Origin of the sequence: Streptosporangium sp. NPDC000239, assembly GCF_040300765.1 — a bacterium.
GTDB lineage: Bacteria > Actinomycetota > Actinomycetes > Streptosporangiales > Streptosporangiaceae > Streptosporangium.
On sequence record NZ_JBEPEI010000002.1, the window covers coordinates 305,647 to 330,161 of the forward strand.

Below are 24,515 nucleotides of genomic sequence, written 5' to 3' on the forward strand. Positions count from 1 at the left end.
GTTGAAGCACTTCACAAGCAAAGCTGTTGTAGACCGCTGCGGCACAGTGAACTACTCTGGCCCAGTATGGAGGAGAGCCAGGAGATCACGGTGAACGCGGGCGACATCGCCCGGCTCGCCTCCGTCGGCCGTGCCGCGGTCAGCAACTGGCGCCGCCGCCACGACGACTTCCCCCAGCCGGTCGGCGGAACCACCTCCAGCCCGCTCTACTCCCTGCCCGAGATCGCCGCTTGGTTGCGCCGTAACGGCAAGACCTTCGAGGTCTCCCTCGGTGACCTGGTCTGGCAGCGGCTGCGCACCTCGGCCGACGACCTGCGCCTCGGCGACCTGGTCGGCGGCGCCGGGGCCTTCCTGTTGTTCCTGCACCGTGAGCCCCGGGCCTGGCGCGAGCAGGGCAGACGAGCCCTGTCCCGGATCGCCGAGGTGACCGCCGACCTGCCCGGCACCCCGGCACGCGTCGACGACCCCGCGCTGCTGCGCCTGGTCGCCGAACTGTCCGCCGAGCTCGGGCCGCTGCCCGCCTTCGAGTTCCTCTGCGAGCGCTACGTCGAGGCCCACTCCCGCAGGCTCTCGGTCACCAGGGACGACGTCGCCGCGCTCATGCACCGGCTGGCCGTGCAGGACGGCGGAACGGTGCTGGACCCGGCCTGCGGGGTCGGGACCCTTCTGCTGCATGCGGAGAACGCCCTCGGCCAGGAGATCAACGAGACGAACGCGCTGCTCACCGCGGTCAGGCTGCTGCTGCGGGGGACGAGGGCGCGGATCGTCGCGGGTGACTCGCTCCGCGAGGACGGCCTGTCGGACGAGCCCGCCGACGCCGTGGTCTGCGACCCGCCGTTCAACGAGCGCGCCTGGGGTTACGAGGAGCTCACCGGCGACCCCCGCTGGGAGTACGGCCTGCCGCCGCGCGGGGAGTCCGAGCTGGCCTGGGTGCAGCACTGCCTCGCCCGCGTACGGCCCGGCGGCCTGGTGGCGATCCTGATGCCCGCCGCCGCGGCGAGCCGCCGTCCCGGCAAGCGGATCAGGGGCAACCTGCTGCGCGCCGGGGCGCTGCGTGCGGTGGTCACGCTGGGCGCGGGCGGCCCCGACCTGTGGCTGCTGCGCCGTCCCGACGGGGAGAGGCCCCCCTCCCAGCTTCTGGTGGTCGACGCCAGTGAGAACCTGTCGGTCGTCGAACCCGCCTGGCGGGCCTACTGCGACGACCCAGAGGCCGAGATGACCGGCGAGAGCCGTACGGTGCGGATCATCGACCTGCTGGACGACGAGGTGGACCTCAGCCTGGCGCGCGTCCGCCCCCAGCAGGGCGGCCCCGACTTCCTGCGTGACTTCACCGGGGCGCTCGACCGCTTCAGGGGCACCTCGGCGAGGCTCTCCGGCGCGCCCTTCGCCCTCGAACCGCTCACCGAACGGCAGGACCTGCCGACGACCACGGTGGGCGAGCTGGTCAAGGCGGGCCTGATCACGATCCTGCAGGCCCCGCCGAAGATGTCCGTCGAGAAGGGCCCGCTGCCGGTGCTGACCGCGGAGGACGCCGCCCTGGGCACCGCCCCCTCCGGCAGGACGACCCCTGACCCGGCGCCGGTCATGGTCACGCCCGGAGACGTCGTGACGACCGTCATGGGCGCGGTGCGGGTGGTCACGCACGGCGGGGCCGCGCTCGGCCCGCAGCTCACGCTCTACCGGGTCGATCCCGGGCGGCTCGACGCGGACTTCCTCGCCGGTTTCCTCCGTTCGGCGGACGCGGCGCGAATCCATCCCAGCTCAAGCCGCCTCGACGTACGGCGGGCCAGGGTGCCGATGCTTCCCCTGGTTGAGCAGCGCCGTTACGGCGCCGCCTTCCGTGAGCTGTTCGCCCTTGAGGACAGATTGCGCGAGACGGCGGCGCTGGGGGAAACCTTGATCCGGTTAGGCTTTGACGGACTGGTCGACGGTCATCTGCGGCCGTGCGACCAAGGAGTGTGATGTTCCGCGGGCTTGGAGGACCGGATGGTCATCGGCGACCGGTACGTGCTCGACGACCTCCCGCTCGGCCAGGGCGGCATGAGCGCCGTCTACGCGGGGCACGACAGGCATCTCGACCGCAGGGTCGCCGTGAAGTTCCTGCGGCTCGTCACGGGTCCCGACGAGGAGATGAAGCGGCGCTTCCTGCGTGAGGCGCGCATCCTGGCCAGGCTGGAGCATCCCGGCGCGCCCGTCCTGTACGACTTCGGCACCTTCGACCACCGGCTGTTCCAGGTGATGCAGTTCATCGCGGGCGTCACCGTGGCCGACCTGCTCAGCGAGCACGGCCCGCTGCCGGTTCCCTGGGCCGCCACGATAGCCGCGCAGGCCTGCGCGGTGCTGGTCGCGGCCCACGCGCTGAGCATCTACCACCGCGACCTCAAGCCGACCAATCTGATGCTCTGCCCCGACGGCAGCGTCAAGGTGCTGGACTTCGGGCTGGCCGTGCTCCGTGAGACCGGTTCGGCCCAGTTCACCCGGGTTGGGCAGATCCTCGGGACGCCCGCCTACATGGCCCCCGAGCAGATCCAGAGCGGGATCGTCGGGCCCCGCAGCGACCTGTACGCCCTGGGCTGTGTGATCCACGAGATGCTGACGGGCGAGCAGTTGTTCACCGGCCCGACGGAGTACGCCGTGTTCGAGCGCCAGGTGAAGGAGCGCCCGCCCCCCGTCGGCGGCGTCCCCGCCGAGCTGAACCGGCTGATCCAGGACCTGCTGGAGAAGGACCCCGAACGGCGCCCCCCAGGGGCCGACGTCCTCTACGAACGGCTGCAGCCCTTCGCCGTGAACCCGCCGATGCTTCCCGGCTTCCTCAACCCGCCCTCGGCGCCCAGCCCGGGGCGGATGTACGCCCGGATGGTCGGCCGCGTGCTGGCCTGACGTTCAGGGGGCCGCGTCGACCGGCCTGCGGCACACGTACGCGATCCCCGGCGGGATGTTCCGCCAGACGGGCCCGGTGATCAGCACCTCGTCGAAGACCGCGCGCAGCCGCCGGCGCAGCGCCCTCGCCCCGGCCAGCGGCAGCGCGTGCAGGTAGGTCACGGTCGTGAACGCCCCGCCCGGGGCGAGGGCCCCGCTGATCTGGCCGAGGATGCGCTCCTGCACGTCACCGGGGAAGAACGACCACGGCAGCGTGCTGACGACCGCGTCCACCCGCTCGACCCCCGCCTTGGCCAGCAGGGTGCCCAGGTCGGCGGCGTCGCCGTACAGGGTCTCCATCCACGGCCTGGTCCTGCGCAGGTGCGCGGCGAGGTCGGGGTCGATCTCGACGGCCAGGTGGCGGGAGCCGGGGGCCAGCCGCGCGTGGATGACCTCGCTGATCGGGCCGGTGCCGGGGCCGAGCTCGACCACGACCGACGCGTTCCCCGTGGGGACCACCGCGCTGAGCGCCCTGCCCAGGACGGGGGAACTCGGCGCGATCGCGCCGACGACGTGCTGTCTGCGCAGCGCGGCCGACATGAAGGCCCGCAGGTCCGGGCGTACGGCTGTCTGGTTCATGGCCCCCATGACACCGTCGCCGGGGTCGTGGACACAGGACGCCAAAGCCTAGTTTTCCGGGTATATCTGGCTATACCCCTATAAGTGGGGTTGCTCTCCTGGGGGCCTCCGCTCCGGGGACGTAGTGTCGTCGGATGCAGTCATCGGCGGCGTGGCGGGCCCTCACCCGGTGGGACCTGGTGCTGACCTCCTGGCCGTGGCGCTCGCTCGCCTACCTGGTCACCGGCGTGCTCGTCGGCGAGGTCGTCCTGGTGGTCTTCCTGCTGGGCCTGTTCACCGGGACCGTCCTGGCCGCGGTGCTGATCGGCGTGCCGCTGCTGCTCGTGCTCGCCCTCGGCGGCATACCCGTGGCCGCGCTCGAACGCCGCAGGCTGCGGATCATCGACCCGGACCCGGCCCCGACCCCGCACCGCGCCGCGGAGTCCTCGGGGGTCGTCGCGTGGCTGCGGTTGCGGCTGCGGGAACAGGCCACCTGGCGGGAGCTCGGCTACCTGGTCCTGATGGTCACGGTGCTGTGGCCGATCGAGCTGCTGGCGGTGACCTTCGGCCTGGGCATGCCCGCCACGATGGTCCTGACCCCCGCCCTGCGCTCGCAGACGGGAGACGTCAGGGTGCTGAGGTTCTGGCTGGTCGACAACGACCTGTCGGCGATGGCCGCGCTCGCCATCGGCTCGCTCTGGCTCCTGCTGGCCCTGTACCCGCTGACGCTGCTCGCCCTGGCCCACGGCGCGCTGGCCAGGGCGATGCTGTCGCCGAAGGAGATCGACGCGGGACGGCGGCTCGCCGAGATCACCCGGTCGAGGACCCGGCTGGTCGCGGCCTTCGAGTCGGAGCGGCGCCGGATCGAACGCGACCTGCACGACGGCGCGCAGCAACGGCTGGTCGCGCTGACCATGACGCTCGGCATGGCCAGGCTGACGGAGGGCGAGGAGACCGCCGAGCTGGTCGCACGGGCCCACGGCCAGGCGAAACTGGCCCTGGCCGAGATCCGCGACCTGATCAGGGGCATCCATCCGCAGATCCTCACCGACCGGGGCCTGCCCGCCGCCGTCGCCGACGTGGCCGACCGGTCGCCGATACCCGTCGACGTCTCGGTCACGCTGCCGCGCCTGCCCGAGGCCGTCGAGTCGGTCGCCTACTTCGTGGTCTCCGAGGCGCTGGCCAACGTGGCCAGGCACAGCGGCGCCGCCCACGCCCGGGTCGAGGGCCGTCTCGACGGCGGCCTCCTGGTGGTCGAGGTCGGCGACGACGGCACGGGCGGCGCCGACCCCGCCAGGGGCAGCGGCCTGGCCGGTCTGGCCGACCGCGTCTCCGTCGTCGACGGCAGGCTCATGCTCTCCAGCCCCGCCGGGGGCCCTACCCTGCTACGTGTGGAGATCCCTTGCGTACCGACCGACCCCTCGACATAGTCCTCGCCGAGGACGGCGTCCTGCTGCGTGAGGGGCTCGCCGGGCTGCTGACCCGCTTCGGGCACCGGGTGGTCGCCTCGGTCGGCGACGCCGACGGCCTCGTCGAGGCGGTACGGGCGCACGCCCCTGACGTCGTGGTCACCGACGTGCGGATGCCGCCCGGCTTCACCGACGAGGGACTGCGGGCCGCGGTCACGCTGCGCGCCGCCGACCCCCGCCTGCCCGTCCTGGTGCTGAGCCAGTACGTCGAGCAGACCTACGCCAGCGAGCTGCTCGACTCCGGCGACGGGACCGGGGTCGGCTATCTCCTCAAGGACCGGGTCGGCGACGTCGAGGAGTTCGTGGACGCGCTGCACGGCGTCGCCTCCGGCGGCACGGTCGTCGACCCCGAGGTGGTCAGGCAGTTGCTGCGCCGCCGCCGTGACCCGCTCGGCAGGCTCTCCCCGCGCGAGCGGGAGGTGCTGGCCCTGATGGCGGAGGGCCGTTCCAACGCGGCCATCGCCAGGGGGCTGGTGATCTCCGAGGCCGCCGTCGGCAAGCACATCGGGAGCATCCTGACCAAGCTCGACCTGCCGCCCGCCGAGGACGACCACCGCAGGGTCCTGGCCGTGGTGACCTACCTGCGCGGCTGACCTCCATGGCCCGTGGACAAGCAGGCATATAAAGAATGAATTTTCCAGTTAAGGCCGGACTTTAAGGGTCATTGCCACCTAAAAGGTCAATACAGCTGTTATGGACTCCAACACCGTACTGCTGGGAGTCGTGGTGGCCACCGCCCTGGCCTTCGACTTCACCAACGGATTCCACGACACGGCCAACGCGATGGCGACCTCCATCGCCACCGGCGCCCTGCGCCCCAAGATCGCCGTCGCGCTCTCGGCGATCCTCAACTTCCTCGGCGCCTTCCTCTCCCTGGCCGTCGCGGCGACCATCGCGACCGGCATCGTCGAGGCCGGAGCCATCACCCTCACCGTCGTCTTCGCCGGACTCGTGGGCGGTCTGGCCTGGAACCTCCTCACCTGGTACTTCGGCATCCCCTCCAGCTCCTCCCACGCGCTGATCGGCGGAGTCGTCGGGGCGACGCTGATCGCCGCGGGCCCCTCGGCCGTGAAGGCGGTCGGCATCGTCTCCAAGGTGCTGATCCCCGCCGTCCTGGCGCCGCTGGCCGCCATCCTGGTCGCGACCATCGGTACCTTCCTGGTCTACGTCATCACCAGGAACGTTCCCGACGACATCCGCGGCAGAGGGTTCAGGATCGGCCAGATCGGGTCGGCCTCACTCGTCTCGCTCGCCCACGGCACCAACGACGCCCAGAAGACCATGGGCATCATCACCCTCGCCCTGATCGCCAACGGCACCCTCGGCAAGGACGCGGGACCGCCGCTGTGGGTGATCGTCTGCAGTGCGAGCGCCATCGCCCTGGGCACCTACCTCGGCGGCTGGCGGATCATCCGTACCCTCGGCAAGGGGCTCACCGAGATCGAGACGCCGCAGGGCTTCGCCGCGGAGGGGTCCTCGGCGGCGGTCATCTTCGCCTCCTCCCACTTCGGCTTCCCGCTGTCCACGACGCACGTGTGCGCCGGGTCGGTGATCGGCTCCGGCCTCGGCAAGCGGCTGGCCGAGGTGCGCTGGAACGTGGCCGGTCAGATGGCCACCGCGTGGCTGCTGACGCTGCCCGCCGCCGCCCTGGTCGGCGCCGTCGCGTGGAAGGGCGCCGACCTCATCGGCGGGGCGGGCGGGGTGACCGTCGTCTTCCTGCTCGCGCTGCTCGGCGGCCTCGGCCTCTACCTCGCCTCCCGCCGCAGCACGGTGAACGCCGCCAACGTCAACGACGAGTGGACCGGACGCACCCCCGCCCCGGTCAAGGAGGCCGTGTGATGAACGCCTACCTCGACCTCGACGCCCTGTGGCGGGTCCTGGTCGCCGCCCTGGCCGGTGGCGCGGGGCTCGTCGCGGTCTTCTCCGTCGCCCTGGCCGGTCTGGCCGCCGCCCGGCCCACCTCGGCCGGAGGCGGCGGATGTCCCCTCGGCTGGGTCGTCGCGGTGGCCGGTTTCCTGGTCGTCGTGAGCGGTGTCGCCCTCGGCATCTGGGTGATGCTGCACAAATGAGCCTCCCGTACGGCCCGGCCGCGCGGGCCGTACGGGAGAATGCCGTCCGTGGAGGGACGTTGGATCGAGGTCGCCGACCGGGTGCTGGTGCGGCGGCACAGTGAGCTCGACCTGTCCGTCGGGCTGGTCCTCGGCGACGGCGGCTGCCTGGTGGTCGACACGCGGGGCGACGCCCGGCAGGGCGCAGAACTGGCCGCCGAGGTACGGAGGATCACCCCGGATCCGTGGACGGTGGTGATCACCCACTCGCACTTCGACCACAGCTTCGGCACGGGCGCCTTCCTCGACTGCCCCGTCTGGGCGCACGAGGCCTGCCGTGGCGACCTGGTGGCGAACGGTTGCGCGGCCAGGGACACCTGGGCGCGGTGGTACCGCGACCAGGGGCGGGACGACGTCGCCGACGACATCGCGGGCACGGAGATCGCGCTGCCCGACCGCCTGGTGAGCTCGGGGGCCGAACTCGTCGCCGGAGGCAGGAGGGTCGTGCTGGCCCACTTCGGTCCCGGCCACTCCGGCAACGACCTCGTGGTCCACGTGCCGGACGCGGACGTGGTCTTCGCCGGTGACCTGGTGGAGAACGGCGCGCCGCCCGACTACGAGGACGCCGCTCCCCTGGCGTGGCCCGCCGCCCTCGACGGACTGCTCGGGCTGCCCGGGACCACGGCGGCGACGACGGTCGTTCCCGGCCACGGCGACCCGGTCGGGCGCGGGTTCGTCGTCGCCCAGCGCGCGGAGATCGCCGCCGTCGCCGACTTCTGCCGCCGGGTCGCCTCGGGCGAGCTGGACCGGGAGCACGCCGTACGGCTGTCGCCCTATCCGCGCGAGACGACCCTCACCGCCCTTGACCGTGTGTCATGAGGGCACGAAGCTGGGGGCCTCCCCGCTGAACTCGCTGTGCACGCGCTCACCGCGCACCCCCATGGCCAGCAGCCGCGCGGTCGTGTGGCGCACCATCTCCGGCGAGCCGCACACGTAGACGTCCCCGTCGGGGATGACCCGGTGGTATTCGAGGGCGTCGACCGCGGTGTGCCTCGGCCAGTGCTCGGGTTCGTCGGAGACGGCCTGGATGATCCGCAGACGCTTGTGCTGCGCCCGCAGGCGCCGCAGGTCGTGCATGTCGTAGGCCTCGGAGCTGTGCCGTACGCCGTGGAAGAGGTCGATGGAGGGGCGCTCCGGCGACCACGCCGACTCCTCGACGAGCGCCTTGAGCGGGGCGAGGCCGGTGCCGCCCGCCAGGAACACCAGGTGCGGGGTGCGCGCGTCGTTCAGCGAGAACGTCCCCCTCGGCGGGCCGATCAGGACGATGTCGCCGGGCTGGGTGTGCCGGACCAGCGCCGTGCTGACCCATCCGCCCGGCACGGCCCGCACGTGGAAGGACAGGCGGTTGTCGTGCCTGGGCGCGTTGGCGATCGAGTACGGCCGCCACACCTTGGGCCACTGCCCGGTCTGCAGGGTGGCGTACTGACCCGCCCTGAAGGGGTAGGGCTGGTCGGGCTCGACGTTGATCACGGCGATGTCCCTGGTGCGCATCTCGTGCGAGACGACCGTACCGATCCAGGAGGGCGGCGCGTGGACGGCGTCCTGTTCCGCGGCCTGGATCATCACCTCGGCGACGTAACGGTAGGCGTTCATCCACGCCTCGTCGTAGGCGGGCAGCCAGGCGCCGTGGGCGTTGGCCCGCATCGCGGCCACCAGGCAGTGGCCCAGCGCGGGGTAGTGCTCGGGGCGCACGCCGTACTTGCGGTGGTCCCTGGCGAGCTGGCCGAGGTAGTCGTCGAGCGGCTCACCGTTCTCCAGGCTGAGCACCACCTGGGTCAGCGCCTTGAGCAGCCGGTCGCGCTGCACGTCCATCGCGGGCGGGAACATCTCTCTCACCTGCGGATACTCGGAGAAGAGCCTGCCGTAGAAGTGCATGGTGACCTTCTCGGCCACGGGGGCGACGAGCAGCCAGCTGTGGCGGATCAGCCCGATGTCGATCATCATGTCGTCACCCGGCCGGCTTCCCCGCCTTTTCCCTTTCCCTCTCGGCGGGCCACTCCCTCTCGGCGGGCAGCCCTCTGTCGACGGATCTCTCCCTTTCGACGGGCCGCTCTCCACGGCGGCCGACACCGAAGTGGTCCTCCCCCGCCGGTCTGCGCCGCGCTCCGTGCCGGCCTCCGCGTTCCTGCCTGGCCAGCAGCGGGATGTGCTTCGAGCAGTGGATGTAGGCCTCCTCGACCTCGATCCTGACCCAGCGCTCGGCCCTGCGGCCCGGGGCCGTCATGTCCTCGTCGGCCAGGCCGTGACGGCGGGCCGCGTCGTAGGCGGTGACGATGGTCGCCGAACCGTTGACGTGCAGCCCGACGAGTTCCTCGAAGAAGTCGACGAACAACAGGCTGAGGTGCGGATTCTCCATGATGTTGCCGAGGCTGGCGAGCACGCCGTTGCCGCGGAACTCCGGGTAGGCGAGCGTGGTCTCGTCGAGGACCCTGACGAATCCGGGAGGGCCGGCGCGGAAGGTCGTGTCGCAGTTTCCCGAGGCGTCGGCCGTACCCACGAAGACCATCTCCTGGCGGGCCACGAACTCCCTCATCCGCGGCGTCAGCCGGTCGGTGACCTGGCGTTCGTAGAACCTCTTCGCCCTGTCGCGGGTGGCGAACAGGAGCTGGAGCACGTGTTCCCCCCTCGAACCGGGGAGGTGGTCCCCGTCGTCCAGGCCGCCGCGCGGCGTGTACTGGTCCATCAACTCGACATCGCTCCCATCCATCGCGGACCCGTGGTCCGCGACGCGATCTGTGACATGGGCACGCGCCGGTCCTGCCTCCGGCGGGAGCCGCCGGAGGAGGTCTGTGCCCGCTCCGTGCCCGCTCCTTGCCCACACAGGCGTTGGAGCCTAGACCACAAATCGTGCATGTCTTGAATGTTTACGAAACTTTCCTTCGGCTGTCACATCGGCCACTTCAGCCACAGCCGTCCCCGGTACCCGATGCCCGTGCGACCAAACACGGCCTCGCCAACTTCTTGTGACGGCCCCGCCCCGAGCCCGGTCGTCACACGTGTTTCGCCGAAATTAACAAAAAACACAGGAGAGAAAAAACAAACAGCTTCTCGACTGCCGGTGACGACTCGGCTACTCTTACTCGCATGACGAAGCGACAGGCCCTGACGCGGCGGCGGCACGTCGATCTCGCCCGCGTCTCCAGCGCCATCTGTCGTCCCCGGTCCTGAGAGCCCTTCCCCCTCTCACCCCCTCCCACCAGGCATTTCCCCCTTTCTCCGCCTGGCGTTCACGGCGTCGCCCCTCTTCCCAACCGCCTTCGGAATTCCCCTTCCAAGCGGTACGGCATCGCATGTGAATTCGCCATGCCAATTTCCCGACCCTCTTTTCCCGTCCGTCGTGAACGGTATTTCCCCATGCCGTGAACGACGACCACCCGGTTTTCTCCGTCATGCCCTCCCTCCATGTGCCGGGAGCCTTTCGATGTCCGCACCACCCTCCACAGAACCCGTGCGATTCGCCTACTGGGTGCCGAACGTCAGCGGCGGCCTGGTCACCAGCCGGATCGAACAACGCACCGACTGGAGCTACGAGTACAACCGTGACCTGGCCGTCCTCGCCGAGGAGAACGGCTTCGACTACGCCCTGAGCCAGGTCCGCTACATCGCCGGCTACGGCGCCGAGTACCAGCACGAGTCGACCGGATTCAGCCTGGCCCTGCTGCTGGCCACCCGGCGGCTGAAGGTCATCGCCGCGGTCCACCCCGGCCTGTGGCATCCGGGGGTGCTGGCCAAGTTCGGCGCGACCGCCGACCACCTCTCCGGCGGCCGGTTCGCGGTGAACGTCGTCAGCGGCTGGTTCAAGGGCGAGTTCACCGCCCTCGGCGAGCCGTGGCTCGAACACGACGAGCGTTACCGCCGCTCAGAGGAGTTCATCCGCGCCCTGCGCGCCATCTGGACCGAGGACCACGCCGAGCTGGCCGGGGACTTCTACCGGATCCGCGACTTCTCCCTCAAGCCGAAGCCGCTGAGTTCCGCGGGCCGTCCGCACCCGGAGATCTTCCAGGGCGGCAACTCCACCGCCGCCCGCGCCATGGCGGGCCGGGTCTCCGACTGGTACTTCAGCAACGGCAGGGACTTCGACGGCGTCGCCGAGCAGCTCGCGGACGTGCGCGCCGCCGCCGAGGGCGTGGGGCGCCGCCCGCCCCGCTTCGGTCTCAACGGCTTCCTCATCGCCCGCGACACCGAGGCCGAGGCCCGCGAGACCCTCAGGGAGATCGTCGCCAAGGCCGACACCGAGGCCGTGCGCGACTTCGGCGACGCCGTCAGGCAGGCGGGCCGTTCGACCGCCGACGGCAGGGGGATGTGGCAGGACTCGACCTTCGAGGACCTGGTCCAGTACAACGACGGGTTCCGCACCGGCCTGATCGGCACCCCCGAGCAGGTCGCCGAGCGCATCGTCGCCTACCGGCGGCTCGGCGTCGACCTCCTGCTGCTCGGCTTCCTGCACTACCACGAGGAGGTCGAGTACTTCGGCAGGCGGGTGCTGCCGCTCGTGCGCGAGCTGGAGTCCCGGCTGCCCGGGAAGGAGAGCGAGCCCGCCACGCTCGGCTCCTGACCGCACCACCAGCCCCCCGGAACAGCGAACCCACGACCGTCAGCCCGAACGAGAGGTCCGTCATGACCGCCGTCACTCCTTCCGCCTGGCAGACAGAGCCCTTCCCCGACAGCCCGCGGGGCTGGATCGACCGGGCCGCCGAGGTGGCCGCCGTGCTCTCGACCGACGCCGCCGCCCGTGACAAGGCCGCGGCGACGCCGTACGCCGAGGTCCGGTTGCTGAAGGACTCCGGGCTCGTCACCCTGCTCGGGCCCGCCGAGCACGGGGGCGGGGGCCAGAACTGGCCGACCGCCTACCGCGTCGTCCGTGAGATCTCCAAGGCGGACGGCTCCGTCGGCCAGCTGCTCGGCTACCACTACCTGTGGAACTGGGCGGCCAGGCTGGTCGGCACCCGTGAGCAGTGGGAGCACGTCGAGGCGGAGGCCGCGCGCAACCGGTGGTTCTTCGGCGGCGCGGTCAACCCACGCGACAACGACGTCGTCGTCACCGAGGACGGCGACGACCTGGTCTTCACCGGGCGCAAGTCCTTCTCGACGGGCAGCAAGGTCTCCGACGTGACCGTCCTGGAAGGGGTGCTCGACGGGACGCAGACGCACATCTTCGCGATCGTGCCCTCCGACAGCCCGGGGCTGACCTTTCACGACGACTGGGACAACATCGGCCAGCGGCTCACCGAGAGCGGCAGCGTCACCCTCGACGGCGTCCGGACCCCATGGGCCTCGGCGGCCGGTTTCGTGGACCGGGTGTTCCAGCCCCGCGTCTACAACACCCTCAACGTCCCGACGATCCAGCTCGTCTTCGTCAACCTCTACCTCGGCATAGCGGCGGGCGCCCTGGAGACGGCCGCGACATACACCAGGACCAGGTCCCGTTCCTGGCTGCACGGCGGACACGACAACGCGGTGGACGAGCCGTACGTCATCGACGCCTACGGCGAGCTGACCTCCAGGCTCTGGGCGGCCGAGGCGCTGGCCGACCGGATCGCCGAGGAGGGTGAGAGGCTGCACGGCGACCCGGACGCGGTGACCGAGGCGGCGCGCGGGGAGTTCGAGGTGCGGGTCGCGGCGGCCAAGGCCGTGGCGACCGAGGTCTCCCTTGAGGTGACCGGCCGGATCTTCGAGGTCACCGGCGCGCGGGCGACCACGAGCGCCGAGGGCCTGGACCGGTTCTGGCGCAACGTCCGCACCCACACCCTGCACGACCCGGTCGCCTACAAGCGCCGGGAGGTCGGGCGTTTCGTCCTGACGGGCGAGATTCCCGAGCCGACCTGGTACTCCTGACCCCTCCGCGCCGGTGACCGCGGGCCCGGTCGTGGCCGACACGGACGGCCACGACCGGGCACGCCCCGGTTCTCCCTGTACCGACCCCCTGGAGATCCCGCCGTGACCGCTCATGTGATCGCCGACGACGCCGAGGCGCTGGAGACGGCCGGGAGGCTGGCCGCCGAGTTCCGCGCGGGCGCCTCCGAGCGGGACTCGGCGAGGAAGCTCCCGCACGCCGAGGTGGAGCGGCTCTCGGCGAGCGGGCTGCTCGGCGTCACCGTTCCCGCCGACCACGGTGGCGCCGACATCCGCCACGAGACACTGGCCGAGGTCTTCCGGCTGCTGGCCTCCGGCGATCCGAGCCTGGCGCAGATCCCGCAGAGCCACTTCGTCTACGTCAACGTCCTGCGCCGCCAGGGCACCCCGGCGCAGCGGGAGTTCTTCTTCGCCGAGGTGCTGGCGGGACGCAGGTTCGGCAACGCCCAGTCGGAGGCGGGCACCAGGCACGTCCAGGACATCCGTACCAGGCTCGTCCCGGCGCCGGACGGCTCGTTCCTGCTCAGCGGCGTCAAGCACTACTCGACCGGGGCGCTGTTCGCGCACTGGATCCCGGTGCTCGCCCGTGCCGAGGACGACACGCTCCACGTCGCCTACGTGCCGCGCGAGGCGCGGGGGCTGACCGTCGTCGACGACTGGGACGGCATGGGTCAGCGCACCACGGCGAGCGGGACCGTCAAGCTCGACCGGGTCGAGGTGCCCGCGGACCGGGTGGTGCCGCACCACCTGACCTTCCAGGGGCCGCAGCTGCACGGCGCGGTCGCCCAGCTGCTGCACACCGCCATCGACGTGGGGATCGCCGCCGCGGCCCTGGCCGAGGCCGCCGAGTTCGTCCGCACCAGGAGCAGGCCCTGGTTCGAGAGCGGTCACGAGAGCGCGGCCGACGACCCGCTGCTCATCCAGCGCTTCGGTGAGCTGGGCGTTCAGCTGCGCGCGGCCGAGGCGCTGCTGGCGACGGCCGCCAGGACCGTGGACGCCGCGGGCACGCCGGGGGCCGGGCTCACCGAGGAAAGCGCGGCCGAGGCGTCCATCGCGGTGGCCGCCGCCAAGGCCTTCGCCGCGAGCGCCGCGGTCGACATCGGCGGCGCCCTGTTCGAGCTGGCCGGAACCCGCTCCGCGCTGGACGGCCTCAACCTGCACCGTTTCTGGCGGGACGCCAGGACCCACACCCTGCACGACCCGGCCAGGTGGAAGGTGCAGCACATCGGGCGTTACCTGCTCAACGGCACCCTGCCGCCCCGGCACGGCCTGCTCTGACCTTCTCCGGCGCGCCCTCTCTGGACCGTCCTCCGCGGTCGCGCGCCGTACGGGATCTTCGTGGCCCGTAATCCCCGGTGTCCGGATGGATATGTCCGGACATATAGAAAAACCGAGGGTTGACGGTGTATGTCAGCGCGAGTAGCTTCCCGAATTAAATAAGAAGGTTTCTTGTTTGTTGCTTCCCTGACGAGCGGATTCACCCGCCCGCCGGGAAGGTCACACGCGCGCGCGAACTATCTCGGGGGACACCTTTTTAGCTGCTTCGCCAGAGAGGAAGCACGATGTCCCGTCTCCGTTCATGGAGAGCAGTCGCCGTTGCGGTCATGTACGCGGCCGCAACGGCGGGAATGGCCGCGGTCGGTGCGCCCGCCGCGCACGCCGCGGCATCGCTGACCGCCAAGTTCTCCGCCTCCGACCGCGGTACCTGGTGGCAAGGAACGTACGAGGTGAAGAACGCCGGCGACTCGGCGGCGACCACCTGGACCCTCGAATTCGACCTCAACTCCGGCCAGTCCATCGGCAACTGGTGGAACGGCACGCCGACCATCAGCGGCAGCCACGTGACCGTCAAGCCCGGCAGCGGCAACGCCAACGTTCCCGCGGGCGGAAGCACGGGCGGCAACAGCTTCGGCTTCGTCGGCATGGGGCCGACCACCCCGCCGGCCAACTGCAAGATCAACGGCAACCCGTGTGAGGGCGGCCCGCCGCCGGACACCCCGCCGACCGCGCCGGGCAAGCCCGTCGCGACGCCGACGACCAACAGCGTCGCCCTGACCTGGGCCGCCTCGACCGACGACAAGGGCGTCGCGGGCTACGACGTCTACCAGGGCACCTCCAAGGTCACCTCGGTGGCGACCACCTCCGCGACGGTGAACGGCCTCACGCCCGACACCGAGTACACCTTCTCCGTCAAGGCGAAGGACACCGCGGGCCAGGAGTCGGCCTCCTCCCCCTCGACCACCGTCCGCACCCTCAAGGACGACACCCCCGACACCGAGGCGCCGACCACCCCCGGCACGCCGACCGTGAGCGGCAGGACGACCACCAGCATCACCCTGCAGTGGGGTGCCTCGACCGACAACAGGGGCGTCACCGCCTACGAGGTCTACAACGGTGACTCGTCGGCTTCCACTGTGACGGGGACGCCGCCGAACACGACCACCACGATCAACGGGCTGAGCGCCGACACCGAGTACACCTTCAAGGTCCGCGCCAAGGACGGAGCGGGCAACCAGTCCGGCTTCTCCGGGACCGTCACCGCCCGCACCGACAAGCCGGACACCGAGGCGCCGACCACCCCCGGCACGCCGACCGTGACCGGCAAGACGAACACCAGCATCACCCTGCAGTGGGGCGCCTCGACCGACAACAAGGGCGTCGTCTCCTACGAGGTCTACAACGGCAACTCCTCCGCGACCGTCGTGACCGGGACCCCGCCGGGTACGACCGCGACCGTCAGCGGCCTGACCGAGGACACCGAGTACACCTTCAAGGTCCGGGCGAAGGACGCCGTCGGCAACCAGTCCGACTTCTCCGGAACGGTCACCGGCCGCACCGACAAGCTGCCCACCGACCAGTCGGCCTGCCGTCCCGACGGCCTCTACCAGTCTCCCGGCGTGACCGGCGTGCCGTACTGCACGGTCTACGACAACAACGGGCGCGAGAAGATGGGCGCCGACCACCCGCGCCGCGTGGTGGGCTACTTCACCAGCTGGCGCACCGGCAAGGACGGTTCCCCGTCCTACCTCGCCAAGGACATCCCCTGGGACAAGATCACCCACATCAACTACGCCTTCGCCCACATCGACGGGCAGGGCAAGGTCTCCGTGGGCTCCCCCAGCGCGAACAACCCCTCCATCGGCATGGAGTGGCCGGGCGTCGCCGGGGCCGAGATGGACCCGGCCTACTCCTACAAGGGCCACTTCAACCAGCTCAACAAGTTCAAGAAGCAGCACCCCAACGTCAAGACGATCCTGTCGATCGGCGGCTGGGCCGAGACCGGTGGCTACATCGACGACAACGGCGTCCGGCAGGCCTCCGGCGGCTTCTACACGATGGCCAGCTCGCAGTCGAGCATCAACACCTTCGCCGACTCGGCCGTGAAGTTCATGAAGGACTACGGCTTCGACGGTGTGGACATCGACTACGAGTACGCGACCTCCGCCCCCAACGCCGGTAACCCCGACGACTTCAGCTTCTCCAACCCGCGCCGGGCGACGCTGATGGCGGGCTACGTCAACCTGATGAAGACCCTGCGGCAGAAGCTGGACGCCGCCGCCGCGGCCGACGGCAAGTACTACCTGCTCACCGCGGCGACCACCGCCTCCGGCTGGATCCTGCGCGGCAGCGAGACCTACCAGGTCACCCCGTACCTCGACTACGCCAACATGATGACCTACGACCTGCACGGGGCGTGGAACCACTTCGTCGGCCCGCTGCAGGCCCTCTACGACGACGGCAGCGACGCCGAGATGAAGTACTGGAACGTCTACGGCACCTACAGCGGCATCGGCTACATGAACGGCGACTGGGCCTTCCACCACCTGCGAGGCGCGATGCAGGCGGGCCGGATCAACCTGGGCGTCGGCTACTACAGCCGGGGATGGCAGCGCGTCACCGGAGGCACGGACGGCCTCTGGGGCACCTCCGACCTGCCGGACCAGAACAACTGCCCCGAGGGCACCGGCGGCAAGATCGGTTCCAAGGTGCCGTGCGGTGACGGCGCCATCGGCATCGACAACCTCTGGCACGACCTGGACAAGGCGGGCAAGGAAGTCCCGGCCGGCGTCAACCCGGTCTGGCACTTCAAGAACCTGCAGGAGGGCAAGCAGGGCAGCTACATCACCCAGTACGGCCTCACCCCGGACACCGACCCGACCGACCGCATCTCGGGCACCTACGTCCGCAAGTACTCCTCCTCCATGGTCGCCCCGTGGCTGTGGAACAACGACAAGAAGGTCTACCTGTCCACCGAGGACGACCAGTCCATCCAGGCCAAGGCCGACTACGTGGCCAACAAGGGCATGGGCGGCATCATGATCTGGGAGCTGGCCGGCGACTACAAGTACTACCCCGAGCGTGACGGCGGCAAGGGCGAGTACTTCATCGGCGACACCCTCACCACCAAGATCTACAACACCTTCAAGACGGCCGCGCCGTACGGGAACCTGAAGGCCGGCACCAGGACGATGCCGACCGAGACCCTCAACGTCCAGGCCGAGCTGTACGGCTTCGCGGTCGGCGACGCCAACTACCCGATCTCCCCCAAGTTCAAGTTCACCAACAACTCGACGACCACGATCCCCGGCGGCGCCACGATCGAGTTCGACTACGGCACCTCCGCCCCGGCGACCATGACCCAGCAGACGGGCTGGACGCTCTCGGTGGTCTCGACCGGGCACACCGGGCCGAACGTCGGCGGCCTCAAGGGCGACTTCCATCGGATACGGCTGACCGTTCCGACCTGGGAGAGCATCGCCCCGGGGCAGTCGAAGGAGGTCCAGCTCAGATACGACCTGCCCATCGCGACGCCGTCCAACTTCGTCGTGACCTTCGGCGGGAAGTCCTACCGGATGGCCGCCGACAACCCGCGGTGATCTCCCGGTGATCCGGGAACCGCACCTTCGCTGACACGTTCCGCCCGGCCACACGGCCGGGCGGAATGTTTTTCCGCCCTTATCCAGCATTATCCAGATTGCTTACCTGTTGGGTCGGAAGCCAATAAGACCGCCCCACAACCCACATTGCATGCGCACTCAAAAACACGGTTCACGGTGATATTGACCGAGCTTTACAACATGAGTGGCAATCTGGTATTAGTTAAAATATTGTTCCGCCTGTTCATATCAGGGAGGACGTGTTGGCTGGGCGCCCAGGTGCAACGAAAGGCGCGACCCGGATCCAACCGAAAAGGAATTCCATCGGAGAAAAGAATCATCACAGGGGTTCCGACGACGCCTACGGAGGCGTCCAGGTGACCCCCGTCGGTCTTCGCATCCCAGCGGAGTTGCCCTACGAACTCTGGGAGAAGGCCGGTTTCCGGATTTCCGCGGTCGCCAACTCTTCCACATGGTGTCTCGGCGACTGGCTCGCCTACGGCCGGTCCCGCTACACCGACAGATACCGAAAAGCCATCGAGGCCATCGGCCTCGACTACCAGACACTTCGCAACTACGCCTGGGTCTCCAGGAGGGTCGACCTCTCCCGCAGACGCGACGGGCTGAGCTTCCAGCACCACGCGGAGGTGGCGTCACTGCCTCCCGAGGAGCAGGACCACTGGCTCGACCAGGCGCAGCGGAACGGATGGACACGTAACCGGTTGAGGCGGAACCTCGCCGCCCTCCGCCAGGAGAAACCAGAGGCCGAAGGAAAGCGGGTCTCACTCGAACTCAGGCTGGGCGCCGACCGCATCGCCCGCTACCAGGAGGTCGCGGGCCAGTCGCAGACCAGCCTCGAATCCTGGATCGTCGAACAACTCGACACCGCGGCCGCCGCGTTTCTCGGCTGAACGAACCATCCGGGCGGACGACACCGTCCGTAAATCTCAACAGGGGGCGAACGGCCTTCCCCTCTCGTTTTCCGGCCCGGCGCTCCCGTCATGTCCACGGTCTCTCCAGGCCCGACCGAGCGCGAAAGGACATCGGAAATGAGATCAACGCCGGAAGGAACGACCGGCGAACTCGACTGGGAGGTCTCCGAGGGGAAACCGGTGTCCGCGTGGCTCACCGGCCCCGACGACATCGCCGGGACCTGTGACCGGCTGAGCGCCCTCCTGCCCGAGTTGCGCGCGGCCCTGGCCGAACACGGTGCCGTCCACCTCCGGGGCCTGCCGCTGAAGGGCGTCGAGGACTTCGCGAGGGTGCGGGACGTGCTCATCCCCAGGCACACGCCGTACCGGGAGAAGGCGACGCCGCGCAGCGACCTCGGCAGCGGGGTCTTCTCCTCGACCGACCTTCCCCCCTCGCAGCCGATCATGATGCACAACGAGAACAGCTACACCCTGACCTTCCCCGGGCTGCTGCTGTTCGCCTGCCTGACCGCGCCGGAGGAGGGCGGGGCCACGCCGGTCGCCGACTGCAGGAAGGTTCTGCGGAACGTCCCCGCACCCCTGGCCGAGAAGGTCCGGGCCTCCGGCTGGCTGCTGAGACGCGGCTACTCCGAGCACATCTCGACCGACTGGCGCACCGCCTTCTCCGCGCAGGACAGGGGCGACGTCGAGCGCTACTGCGCCGACAACCTCATCGGCCACCGGTGGCAGGACGACGGGAACCTGCGCACCAGCCAGCTGCGCCCCGGCGTCATCAGGCACCCGCGCAGCGGGGAGGAGGTCTGGTTCAACCACCTGGCCTTCTGGAACGAGTGGTCCCTGGACGAGGAGCTCAGGGAGGTCCTCGTGGCGGAGTTCGGGCGGGACGGCCTGCCGTTCAACACCGCCTTCGGCGACGGCGAACCCCTGACGCGGGACGACCTGGAGGACCTGCGGGCCGCCTACGAGGCGGCGACCGTACGCGAACGGTGGCGCCCCGGTGACCTGCTCATCGTCGACAACGTCCTGACGGCGCACGGCAGGGACCCCTTCCGCGGCGACCGCAGGATCGTGGTGGCGATGGGCGAGCCCGTCGACCTCCTCGACTGCGCGCCGACCGTCCAGCCCGCGGCCGGTCAGCTGTGAGCGGGCAGGAGCGGGACCTGCTGAGCCGTTTCTCCGCCACGGTCCGGCACGCGCCCGACCGGCCCGCGGTGCGCCACGGGGAGACCGTGCTCGACTTCGCCGAACTCGACGCCCGTACGGCCCGGCTCGCGGCGGCGCTGCGCGACCTGGGCGCCGGGCCGGGCCACCGGGTCGGGGTGAGCCTGCCCAGGGGCGCCGACCTGGTCGTGGCGCTGCTGGCGGTGTGGCGGGCGGGCGCGGCCTACGTCCCGCTCGATCCCGTCTACCCCGCCGACCGGCTCGCGTTCATGGCCGAGGACGCGGAGACGCGGATTCTGCTCCACACCGGTGAACGTCCCTCGTGGGCGGGTGAAGCGCGTTGCCTCACCCCGGATGCGACCTCGGGCAACGACGGGGCCTTGGACCTTCCGTCCGCCTCGGCCCCGGCGTACGTCATCCACACCTCGGGCTCGACCGGCAGGCCGAAGGGGGTCGAGGTGTCCCGGAGCTCCGTGGCCTCCATGGTCACCGCGCTCGAACGCTTCGGCGCCTACGCCGACCGTCCCCGGGTGGTCGCCTGGAACGCCAGCGTCTCCTTCGACGCCTCCGTGCAGCAGTGGGTCAGGGTGTGCCGGGGAGACACCCTGGTCGTGCTCGGCGAGCAGGACCGCACCGACCCGGCCCGGCTGCGCGCCCTGCTCGACGAGCACGCGGTGACCGACCTCGACCTGACCCCCTCACATTGGGAGACCCTGCGCGAGGAACTGCTCACCCCCCGCCCCGACGGACGTGTGCTGCGGCTGTTCCTCGGCGGCGAGGCCGTACCCGAACGGACCTGGCGGGAGATCGCCGGCTCGGAGCACGTGGAGGGGCTGAACCTGTACGGCCCAACGGAGTGCACGGTCAACGTCACCACCGCCTGGATCACCGGCGCCGGGCCGCACATCGGACGGCCGCTGTCCGGCTGCCACGTCCACGTGCTCGACGACGCCCTGCGCCCGGTGCCGCCCGGCGTGACCGGGGAGCTGTACGTCGCGGGCCCCCGCCTTGCCCTCGGTTACGTCGGCAGGCCCGCCCTCACCGCGGAGCGGTTCGTCGCCGACCCGTTCTCCGCGCCCGGCGCCCGGATGTACCGCACCGGCGACCTGGCCTCCCGCGCGGAGGACGGCACGCTGCGGTTCGCAGGGCGGGCCGACGGCCAGGTGAAGGTCCGCGGCTTCCGGATCGAGCCCGGCGAGATCGAGCACGCCCTCGGTGCCCACCCTGACGTGGCACGCGCCGTCGTCACGCTCCGCGGCGACCGGCTGGTGGCCCACGTGGTGCCCGTGGAAGGCCGCGAACCCTCCCCGGAACGGCTGCGGGAGCACCTGGCCGCCGGGCTGCCGGAGTTCATGGTGCCCTCCGCCTTCGCCCTCGTCGAACGCCTCCCGCTCACCCCGAACGGCAAGCTCGACGTGGCCGCCCTCCCCGAGCCCGTGTGGGCCGCGGAACCCGGGCAAGCGCCGCGGGGCGAGTTCGAGGAGCTGATCGCGGGCGTGTGGGCGGAGGTCCTCGGCCGGGACGGGATCGGCCCCGACGACGACTTCTTCGCCCTCGGCGGCCACTCGCTGATGGCCATCCGGGTGGTCGCGCGGCTGCGCAGGAACCTCGGCGTCGTCGTGCCGACCCGGCAGGTGTACCGGCATCCGCGCCTGCGCGACCTGGCCGGCTACGTCGAGTCGCTGCACCGCAACGGCTGAGGACCACAAGAGAGGGAAAAGCGTGGACACCATCGTGGTGCGCCCCCGGCACCGGCCCGAGGCGGCGCGGGCACTCGTCTGCCTTGGTTTCTGCGGCGGCGGCGCGGGCCCCTACCTGGGGTGGGCCGACGTCGTGCCGCAGGATGTGTCCCTGGCCGCGATCTGCTACCCCGGCAGGGAGGGCCGTTTCGCCGAGGCGTTCGCCACTGACTGGGACGAACTGGCCGAGGACGCGACCGCCGCCGTGCTCGCCGCCGCCGACCGGCCGTACGTCCTGTTCGGGCACAGCATGGGCGGCTGGATGGCCTTCGACGTCGCCTCCCGGCTCGAACGGCACGGCGGCAGGCCCCCCGAGGCGCTCGTCATCTCCTCGACGAACGCGCCGAGCGGCGGCCTGCGCCCCAGAGACATGTTCCCCGCCCAGGAGGAGACCGACGAGCAGTTGCTGCACTGGATGAGCGTCAACGGCCTGTTGCCCGCGCACGTGCTCGACGACCCTGACCTGAGCGAGATGGCGGTCGAGCTGATGCGCGCCGACATCAAGGTCCGCGACTCCTTCCGTCACCGGGCCGGGACACGCGCCCGGGTTCCCCTGCAGGTGCTCACCGGCGCCGCCGACGACGTCATCGAGCCCGAGGCGACCGAAAGGTGGCGGGAGCTGGCCGAGAGCGCCTTCCGGCACGACAGGCTGCCCGGTGGCCACTTCTACACCCCGGACGTCTGGGCGAGGCTGCCCGCGTTCATGGCGCCGTTCGCCGGGGATCCGCCCGGGGTGTGAGCGGTCAGAGCAGGACGGTGCCCAGGGTCCGGGCGGCGGAGAGGTCGGCGCAGCCCGTCAGCAGCATGGCCTCACGCAGCTCGGCGCGCAGCAGGTCGAGCACCAGCCCGGCCCCCGCCTCGCCGTCCATCGCCAGCCCCCACAGCAGGGGACGGCCGAGCAGCACGCCGGCCGCGCCGTACGCCAGCGCGCGCAGCACGTCGGTGCCGCTCCTGACCCCGCTGTCGAACAGCACCTCGCACCGCCCGGCGACCGCCTCGACGACCCCCGGCAACGCCACGATGGACGGTACGGCCCCGGCCAGCTGACGACCGCCGTGGTTGGAGACGACCACGGCGCTCACCCCGGCCTCCACGGCCCGTACGGCGTCGCCCGGGTCGAGGACGCCCTTGAGCACGACGGGCAGGCCGGTGTGCCCGCGCAGCCAGGCCAGGTCGTCCCAGCCGAGCGTGTTCTCGAACATGATCCCGGTGTGGGAGGCGACGGCCGACTCGTGCGGCATGGGGACGTGCGCGGCCGACCCCGTCCCCTCGGGGAGGTTGGCGGCGACGACCGAGGCGGGCAGCGTGAACCCGTTGCGCATGTCGCGCGGTCGCCGCGCGGGCACCGGCACGTCCACGGTCAGCACCAGCGCCGTGCAGCCCGCCCGTTCCGCCCTGGCCAGCAGGTCGAGCACGAGCCCCCGGTCACGCAGCCAGTAGAGCTGGAACCAGAGTGTCCCGGCGACCGCCGCGATCTCCTCGATCGGGACGCTGCTCAGCGTGGCGGCCGTGAACGGGACGCCCGCCTTCCCGGCGGCGCGGGCCATGGCGAGCTCGCCGTCAGGATGGCACAGCCGCTGGTAGGCCATGGGGGCGACGGCGACCGGCATCGCCGCCGTGCCGTGCAGCAGCCGTCCCGCCGTGTCGGCCCCGTCCGCCGAGGTCAGCACCCTGGGCACCAGGCGCACCCGGTCGAGGCAGGCGCGGTTGGCCGCCTGGGCGGACTCGTCGCCGCCTCCCCCGGCGACGAAGTCCCGGATGTCCGGCGGCAGGAGATCTCCGGCGAGCCGTTCGACGTCCGCGACGCACACCGCCGCGTCCCCGGCGTTCACCGGGCCTGCCTGTTGCGCTGGATCTCCACCGCGGTGTAAAGGGCGTTGATGTTGCCGCTGCCGAAGGTACGCGCCCCGGCCCGTTCGATCACCTCGAAGAAGAGGGTGCCGCGCGGGTGGACGCTCCTGGAGAAGATCTGCAGCAGCTGGCCGTCCTGGTCCTGGTCGACGAGGATGCTCAGCGCGCGCAGCTCGCCGAGGGAGTGCCTGGCCAGCCGCAGCCGCTCCGGCACCAGGTCGTAGTAGGCGCCGGGGGTGCCCAGGAACTCGATGCCGTTCTCCCGCAGCGTGCCCACCGCCCTGACGATGTCGCCGGTGGTGAAGGCGACGTGCTGGATGCCCGCCCCACCGTGGTCCTTGACGAACTGGTCGATCTGGCCGGGGTCGCGTGACACGTCGGGTTCGATCAGGGTGAGCGTCACCGCGCCGGAACGGCTCTGCACCACCTTCGAGTCCATGGCCTGGCGTCCGACGACGATGCGCTGGGTGAACACCATCTCGAAGTCGAGGGCCGTCTCGTAGAACTCGACCGTGGGGTCGAGCTGCCCGGCCTCCAGGCAGACGGCGAAGTGGTCGACCGTGCCGAGCCCGGCGTGTCCCGCCGGGTGCCGTTCCCCGGTGGCCGGGAACAGTCCGGGCAGGACACGCGGGTCGGTCGTGGGCGGGCGCTGGACGAAGGTGTGCAGGACGTCCGCGAAGCCGACGATCGAGGCGGTGACCACCCCGTCCCGTACGGCCGGTGGTGTCACGGGCCGGGCGCCGCGCCGTACGGCCTCGGTGTAGGCCGCCTCGGCGTCGCAGGTGCGCAGGGCGATGTCGGAGACCCCGTCGCCGTGCCGTTCCACGTAGGCGGCGGCCGGGTGGTCGGCGTCGCCCGCCTGGGTCAGCACCAGCCTGATGTCCTGGCAGCCGAGGGCGACGGTGAGGGCGCCCCCGGTCTCGGGGGGTTCCTCGGATCGGGCGTAGACGGTGAAGCCGTAGCGGTCGACGAAGAGTCTGGTCGTCTCCGCCAGATCGGCGACGGAGAATCCGACGTGGTCGACGGACAGCTCCTCGAAAACTGTCAT

At 70.8% G+C, this 24,515-nt stretch carries 21 protein-coding genes; 16 read left to right on the forward strand and 5 right to left on the reverse strand.

Translation table 11 applies throughout. The annotated features are described in order from the left end of the window. Nucleotides 1-66: 66 nt before the first annotated feature. Nucleotides 67-1,962, forward strand: coding sequence for an N-6 DNA methylase (locus ABT340_RS06925; protein WP_352009732.1), 1,896 nt, complete (start codon nt 67-69; stop codon nt 1,960-1,962). Nucleotides 1,963-1,986: 24 nt separating this feature from the next. Then, nucleotides 1,987-2,880 (forward strand): serine/threonine-protein kinase, encoded by an 894-nt coding sequence (locus ABT340_RS06930; RefSeq protein WP_352009733.1) that lies wholly within the window; start codon nt 1,987-1,989, stop codon nt 2,878-2,880. A gap of 3 nt (nt 2,881-2,883) precedes the next feature. On the opposite strand, the gene ABT340_RS06935 is transcribed toward ABT340_RS06930, so the two are convergent. Continuing rightward, a complete protein-coding gene (locus ABT340_RS06935; RefSeq protein ID WP_352009734.1) occupies nt 2,884-3,498 on the reverse strand; it encodes a class I SAM-dependent methyltransferase in 615 nt (204 codons plus the stop codon). Between the two features lie 134 nt (nt 3,499-3,632). On the opposite strand from ABT340_RS06935, the gene ABT340_RS06940 reads away from it, so the two are divergent. From ABT340_RS06940 to ABT340_RS06960, 5 genes are all read left to right on the forward strand, one after another. Then, on the forward strand, nt 3,633-4,907 hold the full coding sequence (locus tag ABT340_RS06940) for a sensor histidine kinase (RefSeq protein WP_352009735.1): 1,275 nt from the start codon (nt 3,633-3,635) through the stop codon (nt 4,905-4,907). Next, nucleotides 4,880-5,539, forward strand: coding sequence for a response regulator transcription factor (locus ABT340_RS06945; RefSeq protein ID WP_352009736.1), 660 nt, complete (start codon nt 4,880-4,882; stop codon nt 5,537-5,539). The genes ABT340_RS06940 and ABT340_RS06945 overlap by 28 nt, the downstream gene beginning before the upstream one ends. 100 nt (nt 5,540-5,639) lie before the next feature. After that, the gene (locus ABT340_RS06950; protein WP_352009737.1) at nt 5,640-6,785 is read left to right on the forward strand and encodes an inorganic phosphate transporter; all 1,146 of its coding nucleotides are present in this window, start codon (nt 5,640-5,642) and stop codon (nt 6,783-6,785) included. Beyond that, a complete protein-coding gene (locus ABT340_RS06955) occupies nt 6,785-7,015 on the forward strand; it encodes a hypothetical protein (protein WP_352009738.1) in 231 nt (76 codons plus the stop codon). Before ABT340_RS06950 ends, ABT340_RS06955 begins: the two co-directional genes overlap by 1 nt. 39 nt (nt 7,016-7,054) lie before the next feature. Further along, nucleotides 7,055-7,873 (forward strand): MBL fold metallo-hydrolase, encoded by an 819-nt coding sequence (locus ABT340_RS06960; RefSeq protein WP_352009739.1) that lies wholly within the window; start codon nt 7,055-7,057, stop codon nt 7,871-7,873. Here the strand turns inward: ABT340_RS06960 and ABT340_RS06965 are convergent. After that, complete coding sequence (locus ABT340_RS06965) at nt 7,868-8,998, reverse strand: globin domain-containing protein (protein WP_352009740.1); 1,131 nt, start codon at nt 8,996-8,998, stop codon at nt 7,868-7,870. The genes ABT340_RS06960 and ABT340_RS06965 overlap by 6 nt on opposite strands. 4 nt (nt 8,999-9,002) lie before the next feature. Next, entirely contained in the window at nt 9,003-9,737 is a 735-nt protein-coding gene (locus tag ABT340_RS06970) for a pyridoxamine 5'-phosphate oxidase family protein (protein WP_386194072.1), read from the reverse strand. Nucleotides 9,738-10,138: 401 nt separating this feature from the next. Here ABT340_RS06970 and ABT340_RS06975 point away from each other — a divergent pair, with 401 nt between their 5' ends. The 9 genes from ABT340_RS06975 to ABT340_RS07015 all read left to right on the forward strand — a co-directional run bounded on the left by ABT340_RS06975 (nt 10,139) and on the right by ABT340_RS07015 (nt 22,355). Beyond that, nucleotides 10,139-10,222 carry a putative leader peptide gene (locus tag ABT340_RS06975; RefSeq protein WP_352010167.1) on the forward strand — a complete coding sequence of 28 codons (84 nt, stop codon included), beginning with the start codon at nt 10,139-10,141 and terminating at the stop codon, nt 10,220-10,222. 253 nt (nt 10,223-10,475) lie between these two features. Beyond that, the gene (gene sfnG, locus ABT340_RS06980) at nt 10,476-11,609 is read left to right on the forward strand and encodes a dimethylsulfone monooxygenase SfnG (protein ID WP_352009742.1); all 1,134 of its coding nucleotides are present in this window, start codon (nt 10,476-10,478) and stop codon (nt 11,607-11,609) included. A gap of 62 nt (nt 11,610-11,671) precedes the next feature. Further along, nucleotides 11,672-12,889 carry an acyl-CoA dehydrogenase family protein gene (locus ABT340_RS06985; RefSeq protein ID WP_352009743.1) on the forward strand — a complete coding sequence of 406 codons (1,218 nt, stop codon included), beginning with the start codon at nt 11,672-11,674 and terminating at the stop codon, nt 12,887-12,889. A 102-nt stretch (nt 12,890-12,991) separates the two neighbouring features. Further along, nucleotides 12,992-14,185: an SfnB family sulfur acquisition oxidoreductase gene (locus ABT340_RS06990; protein WP_352009744.1), complete on the forward strand. Its 1,194-nt coding sequence runs from the start codon at nt 12,992-12,994 to the stop codon at nt 14,183-14,185. A gap of 326 nt (nt 14,186-14,511) precedes the next feature. After that, a complete protein-coding gene (locus ABT340_RS06995; RefSeq protein ID WP_352009745.1) occupies nt 14,512-17,784 on the forward strand; it encodes a chitinase C-terminal domain-containing protein in 3,273 nt (1,090 codons plus the stop codon). Between the two features lie 377 nt (nt 17,785-18,161). Next, on the forward strand, nt 18,162-18,695 hold the full coding sequence (locus ABT340_RS07000; protein WP_352009746.1) for an LmbU family transcriptional regulator: 534 nt from the start codon (nt 18,162-18,164) through the stop codon (nt 18,693-18,695). Nucleotides 18,696-18,833: 138 nt separating this feature from the next. Next, a complete protein-coding gene (locus ABT340_RS07005) occupies nt 18,834-19,859 on the forward strand; it encodes a TauD/TfdA family dioxygenase (protein WP_352009747.1) in 1,026 nt (341 codons plus the stop codon). Further along, nucleotides 19,856-21,577 (forward strand): non-ribosomal peptide synthetase, encoded by a 1,722-nt coding sequence (locus ABT340_RS07010; RefSeq protein ID WP_352009748.1) that lies wholly within the window; start codon nt 19,856-19,858, stop codon nt 21,575-21,577. The genes ABT340_RS07005 and ABT340_RS07010 overlap by 4 nt, the downstream gene beginning before the upstream one ends. A 22-nt stretch (nt 21,578-21,599) precedes the next feature. Then, on the forward strand, nt 21,600-22,355 hold the full coding sequence (locus ABT340_RS07015) for a thioesterase II family protein (RefSeq protein ID WP_352009749.1): 756 nt from the start codon (nt 21,600-21,602) through the stop codon (nt 22,353-22,355). Between the two features lie 4 nt (nt 22,356-22,359). Here ABT340_RS07015 and ABT340_RS07020 read toward each other — a convergent pair whose 3' ends face one another. Together ABT340_RS07020 and hppD are read right to left on the reverse strand one after the other, a co-directional pair. Further along, a complete protein-coding gene (locus tag ABT340_RS07020) occupies nt 22,360-23,448 on the reverse strand; it encodes an alpha-hydroxy acid oxidase (RefSeq protein WP_352009750.1) in 1,089 nt (362 codons plus the stop codon). Beyond that, on the reverse strand, nt 23,445-24,515 hold the full coding sequence (gene hppD, locus ABT340_RS07025; RefSeq protein WP_352009751.1) for a 4-hydroxyphenylpyruvate dioxygenase: 1,071 nt from the start codon (nt 24,513-24,515) through the stop codon (nt 23,445-23,447). Before hppD ends, ABT340_RS07020 begins: the two co-directional genes overlap by 4 nt.

What these genes read in the sequence shown, in the direction of transcription:
- ABT340_RS06925 (WP_352009732.1), top strand. Translation starts at nt 67, where the DNA reads ATGGAGGAGAGCCAGGAGATCACGGTGAACGCGGGCGACATCGCCCGG.
- ABT340_RS06930 (WP_352009733.1), top strand. Translation starts at nt 1,987, where the DNA reads ATGGTCATCGGCGACCGGTACGTGCTCGACGACCTCCCGCTCGGCCAG.
- ABT340_RS06935 (WP_352009734.1), bottom strand. Translation starts at nt 3,498, where the DNA reads ATGAACCAGACAGCCGTACGCCCGGACCTGCGGGCCTTCATGTCGGCC.
- ABT340_RS06940 (WP_352009735.1), top strand. Translation starts at nt 3,633, where the DNA reads ATGCAGTCATCGGCGGCGTGGCGGGCCCTCACCCGGTGGGACCTGGTG.
- ABT340_RS06950 (WP_352009737.1), top strand. Translation starts at nt 5,640, where the DNA reads ATGGACTCCAACACCGTACTGCTGGGAGTCGTGGTGGCCACCGCCCTG.
- ABT340_RS06955 (WP_352009738.1), top strand. Translation starts at nt 6,785, where the DNA reads ATGAACGCCTACCTCGACCTCGACGCCCTGTGGCGGGTCCTGGTCGCC.
- ABT340_RS06960 (WP_352009739.1), top strand. Translation starts at nt 7,055, where the DNA reads ATGCCGTCCGTGGAGGGACGTTGGATCGAGGTCGCCGACCGGGTGCTG.
- ABT340_RS06965 (WP_352009740.1), bottom strand. Translation starts at nt 8,998, where the DNA reads ATGATGATCGACATCGGGCTGATCCGCCACAGCTGGCTGCTCGTCGCC.
- ABT340_RS06970 (WP_386194072.1), bottom strand. Translation starts at nt 9,737, where the DNA reads ATGGACCAGTACACGCCGCGCGGCGGCCTGGACGACGGGGACCACCTC.
- ABT340_RS06975 (WP_352010167.1), top strand. Translation starts at nt 10,139, where the DNA reads ATGACGAAGCGACAGGCCCTGACGCGGCGGCGGCACGTCGATCTCGCC.
- sfnG (WP_352009742.1), top strand. Translation starts at nt 10,476, where the DNA reads ATGTCCGCACCACCCTCCACAGAACCCGTGCGATTCGCCTACTGGGTG.
- ABT340_RS06985 (WP_352009743.1), top strand. Translation starts at nt 11,672, where the DNA reads ATGACCGCCGTCACTCCTTCCGCCTGGCAGACAGAGCCCTTCCCCGAC.
- ABT340_RS06995 (WP_352009745.1), top strand. Translation starts at nt 14,512, where the DNA reads ATGTACGCGGCCGCAACGGCGGGAATGGCCGCGGTCGGTGCGCCCGCC.
- ABT340_RS07005 (WP_352009747.1), top strand. Translation starts at nt 18,834, where the DNA reads ATGAGATCAACGCCGGAAGGAACGACCGGCGAACTCGACTGGGAGGTC.
- hppD (WP_352009751.1), bottom strand. Translation starts at nt 24,515, where the DNA reads ATGACAGTTTTCGAGGAGCTGTCCGTCGACCACGTCGGATTCTCCGTC.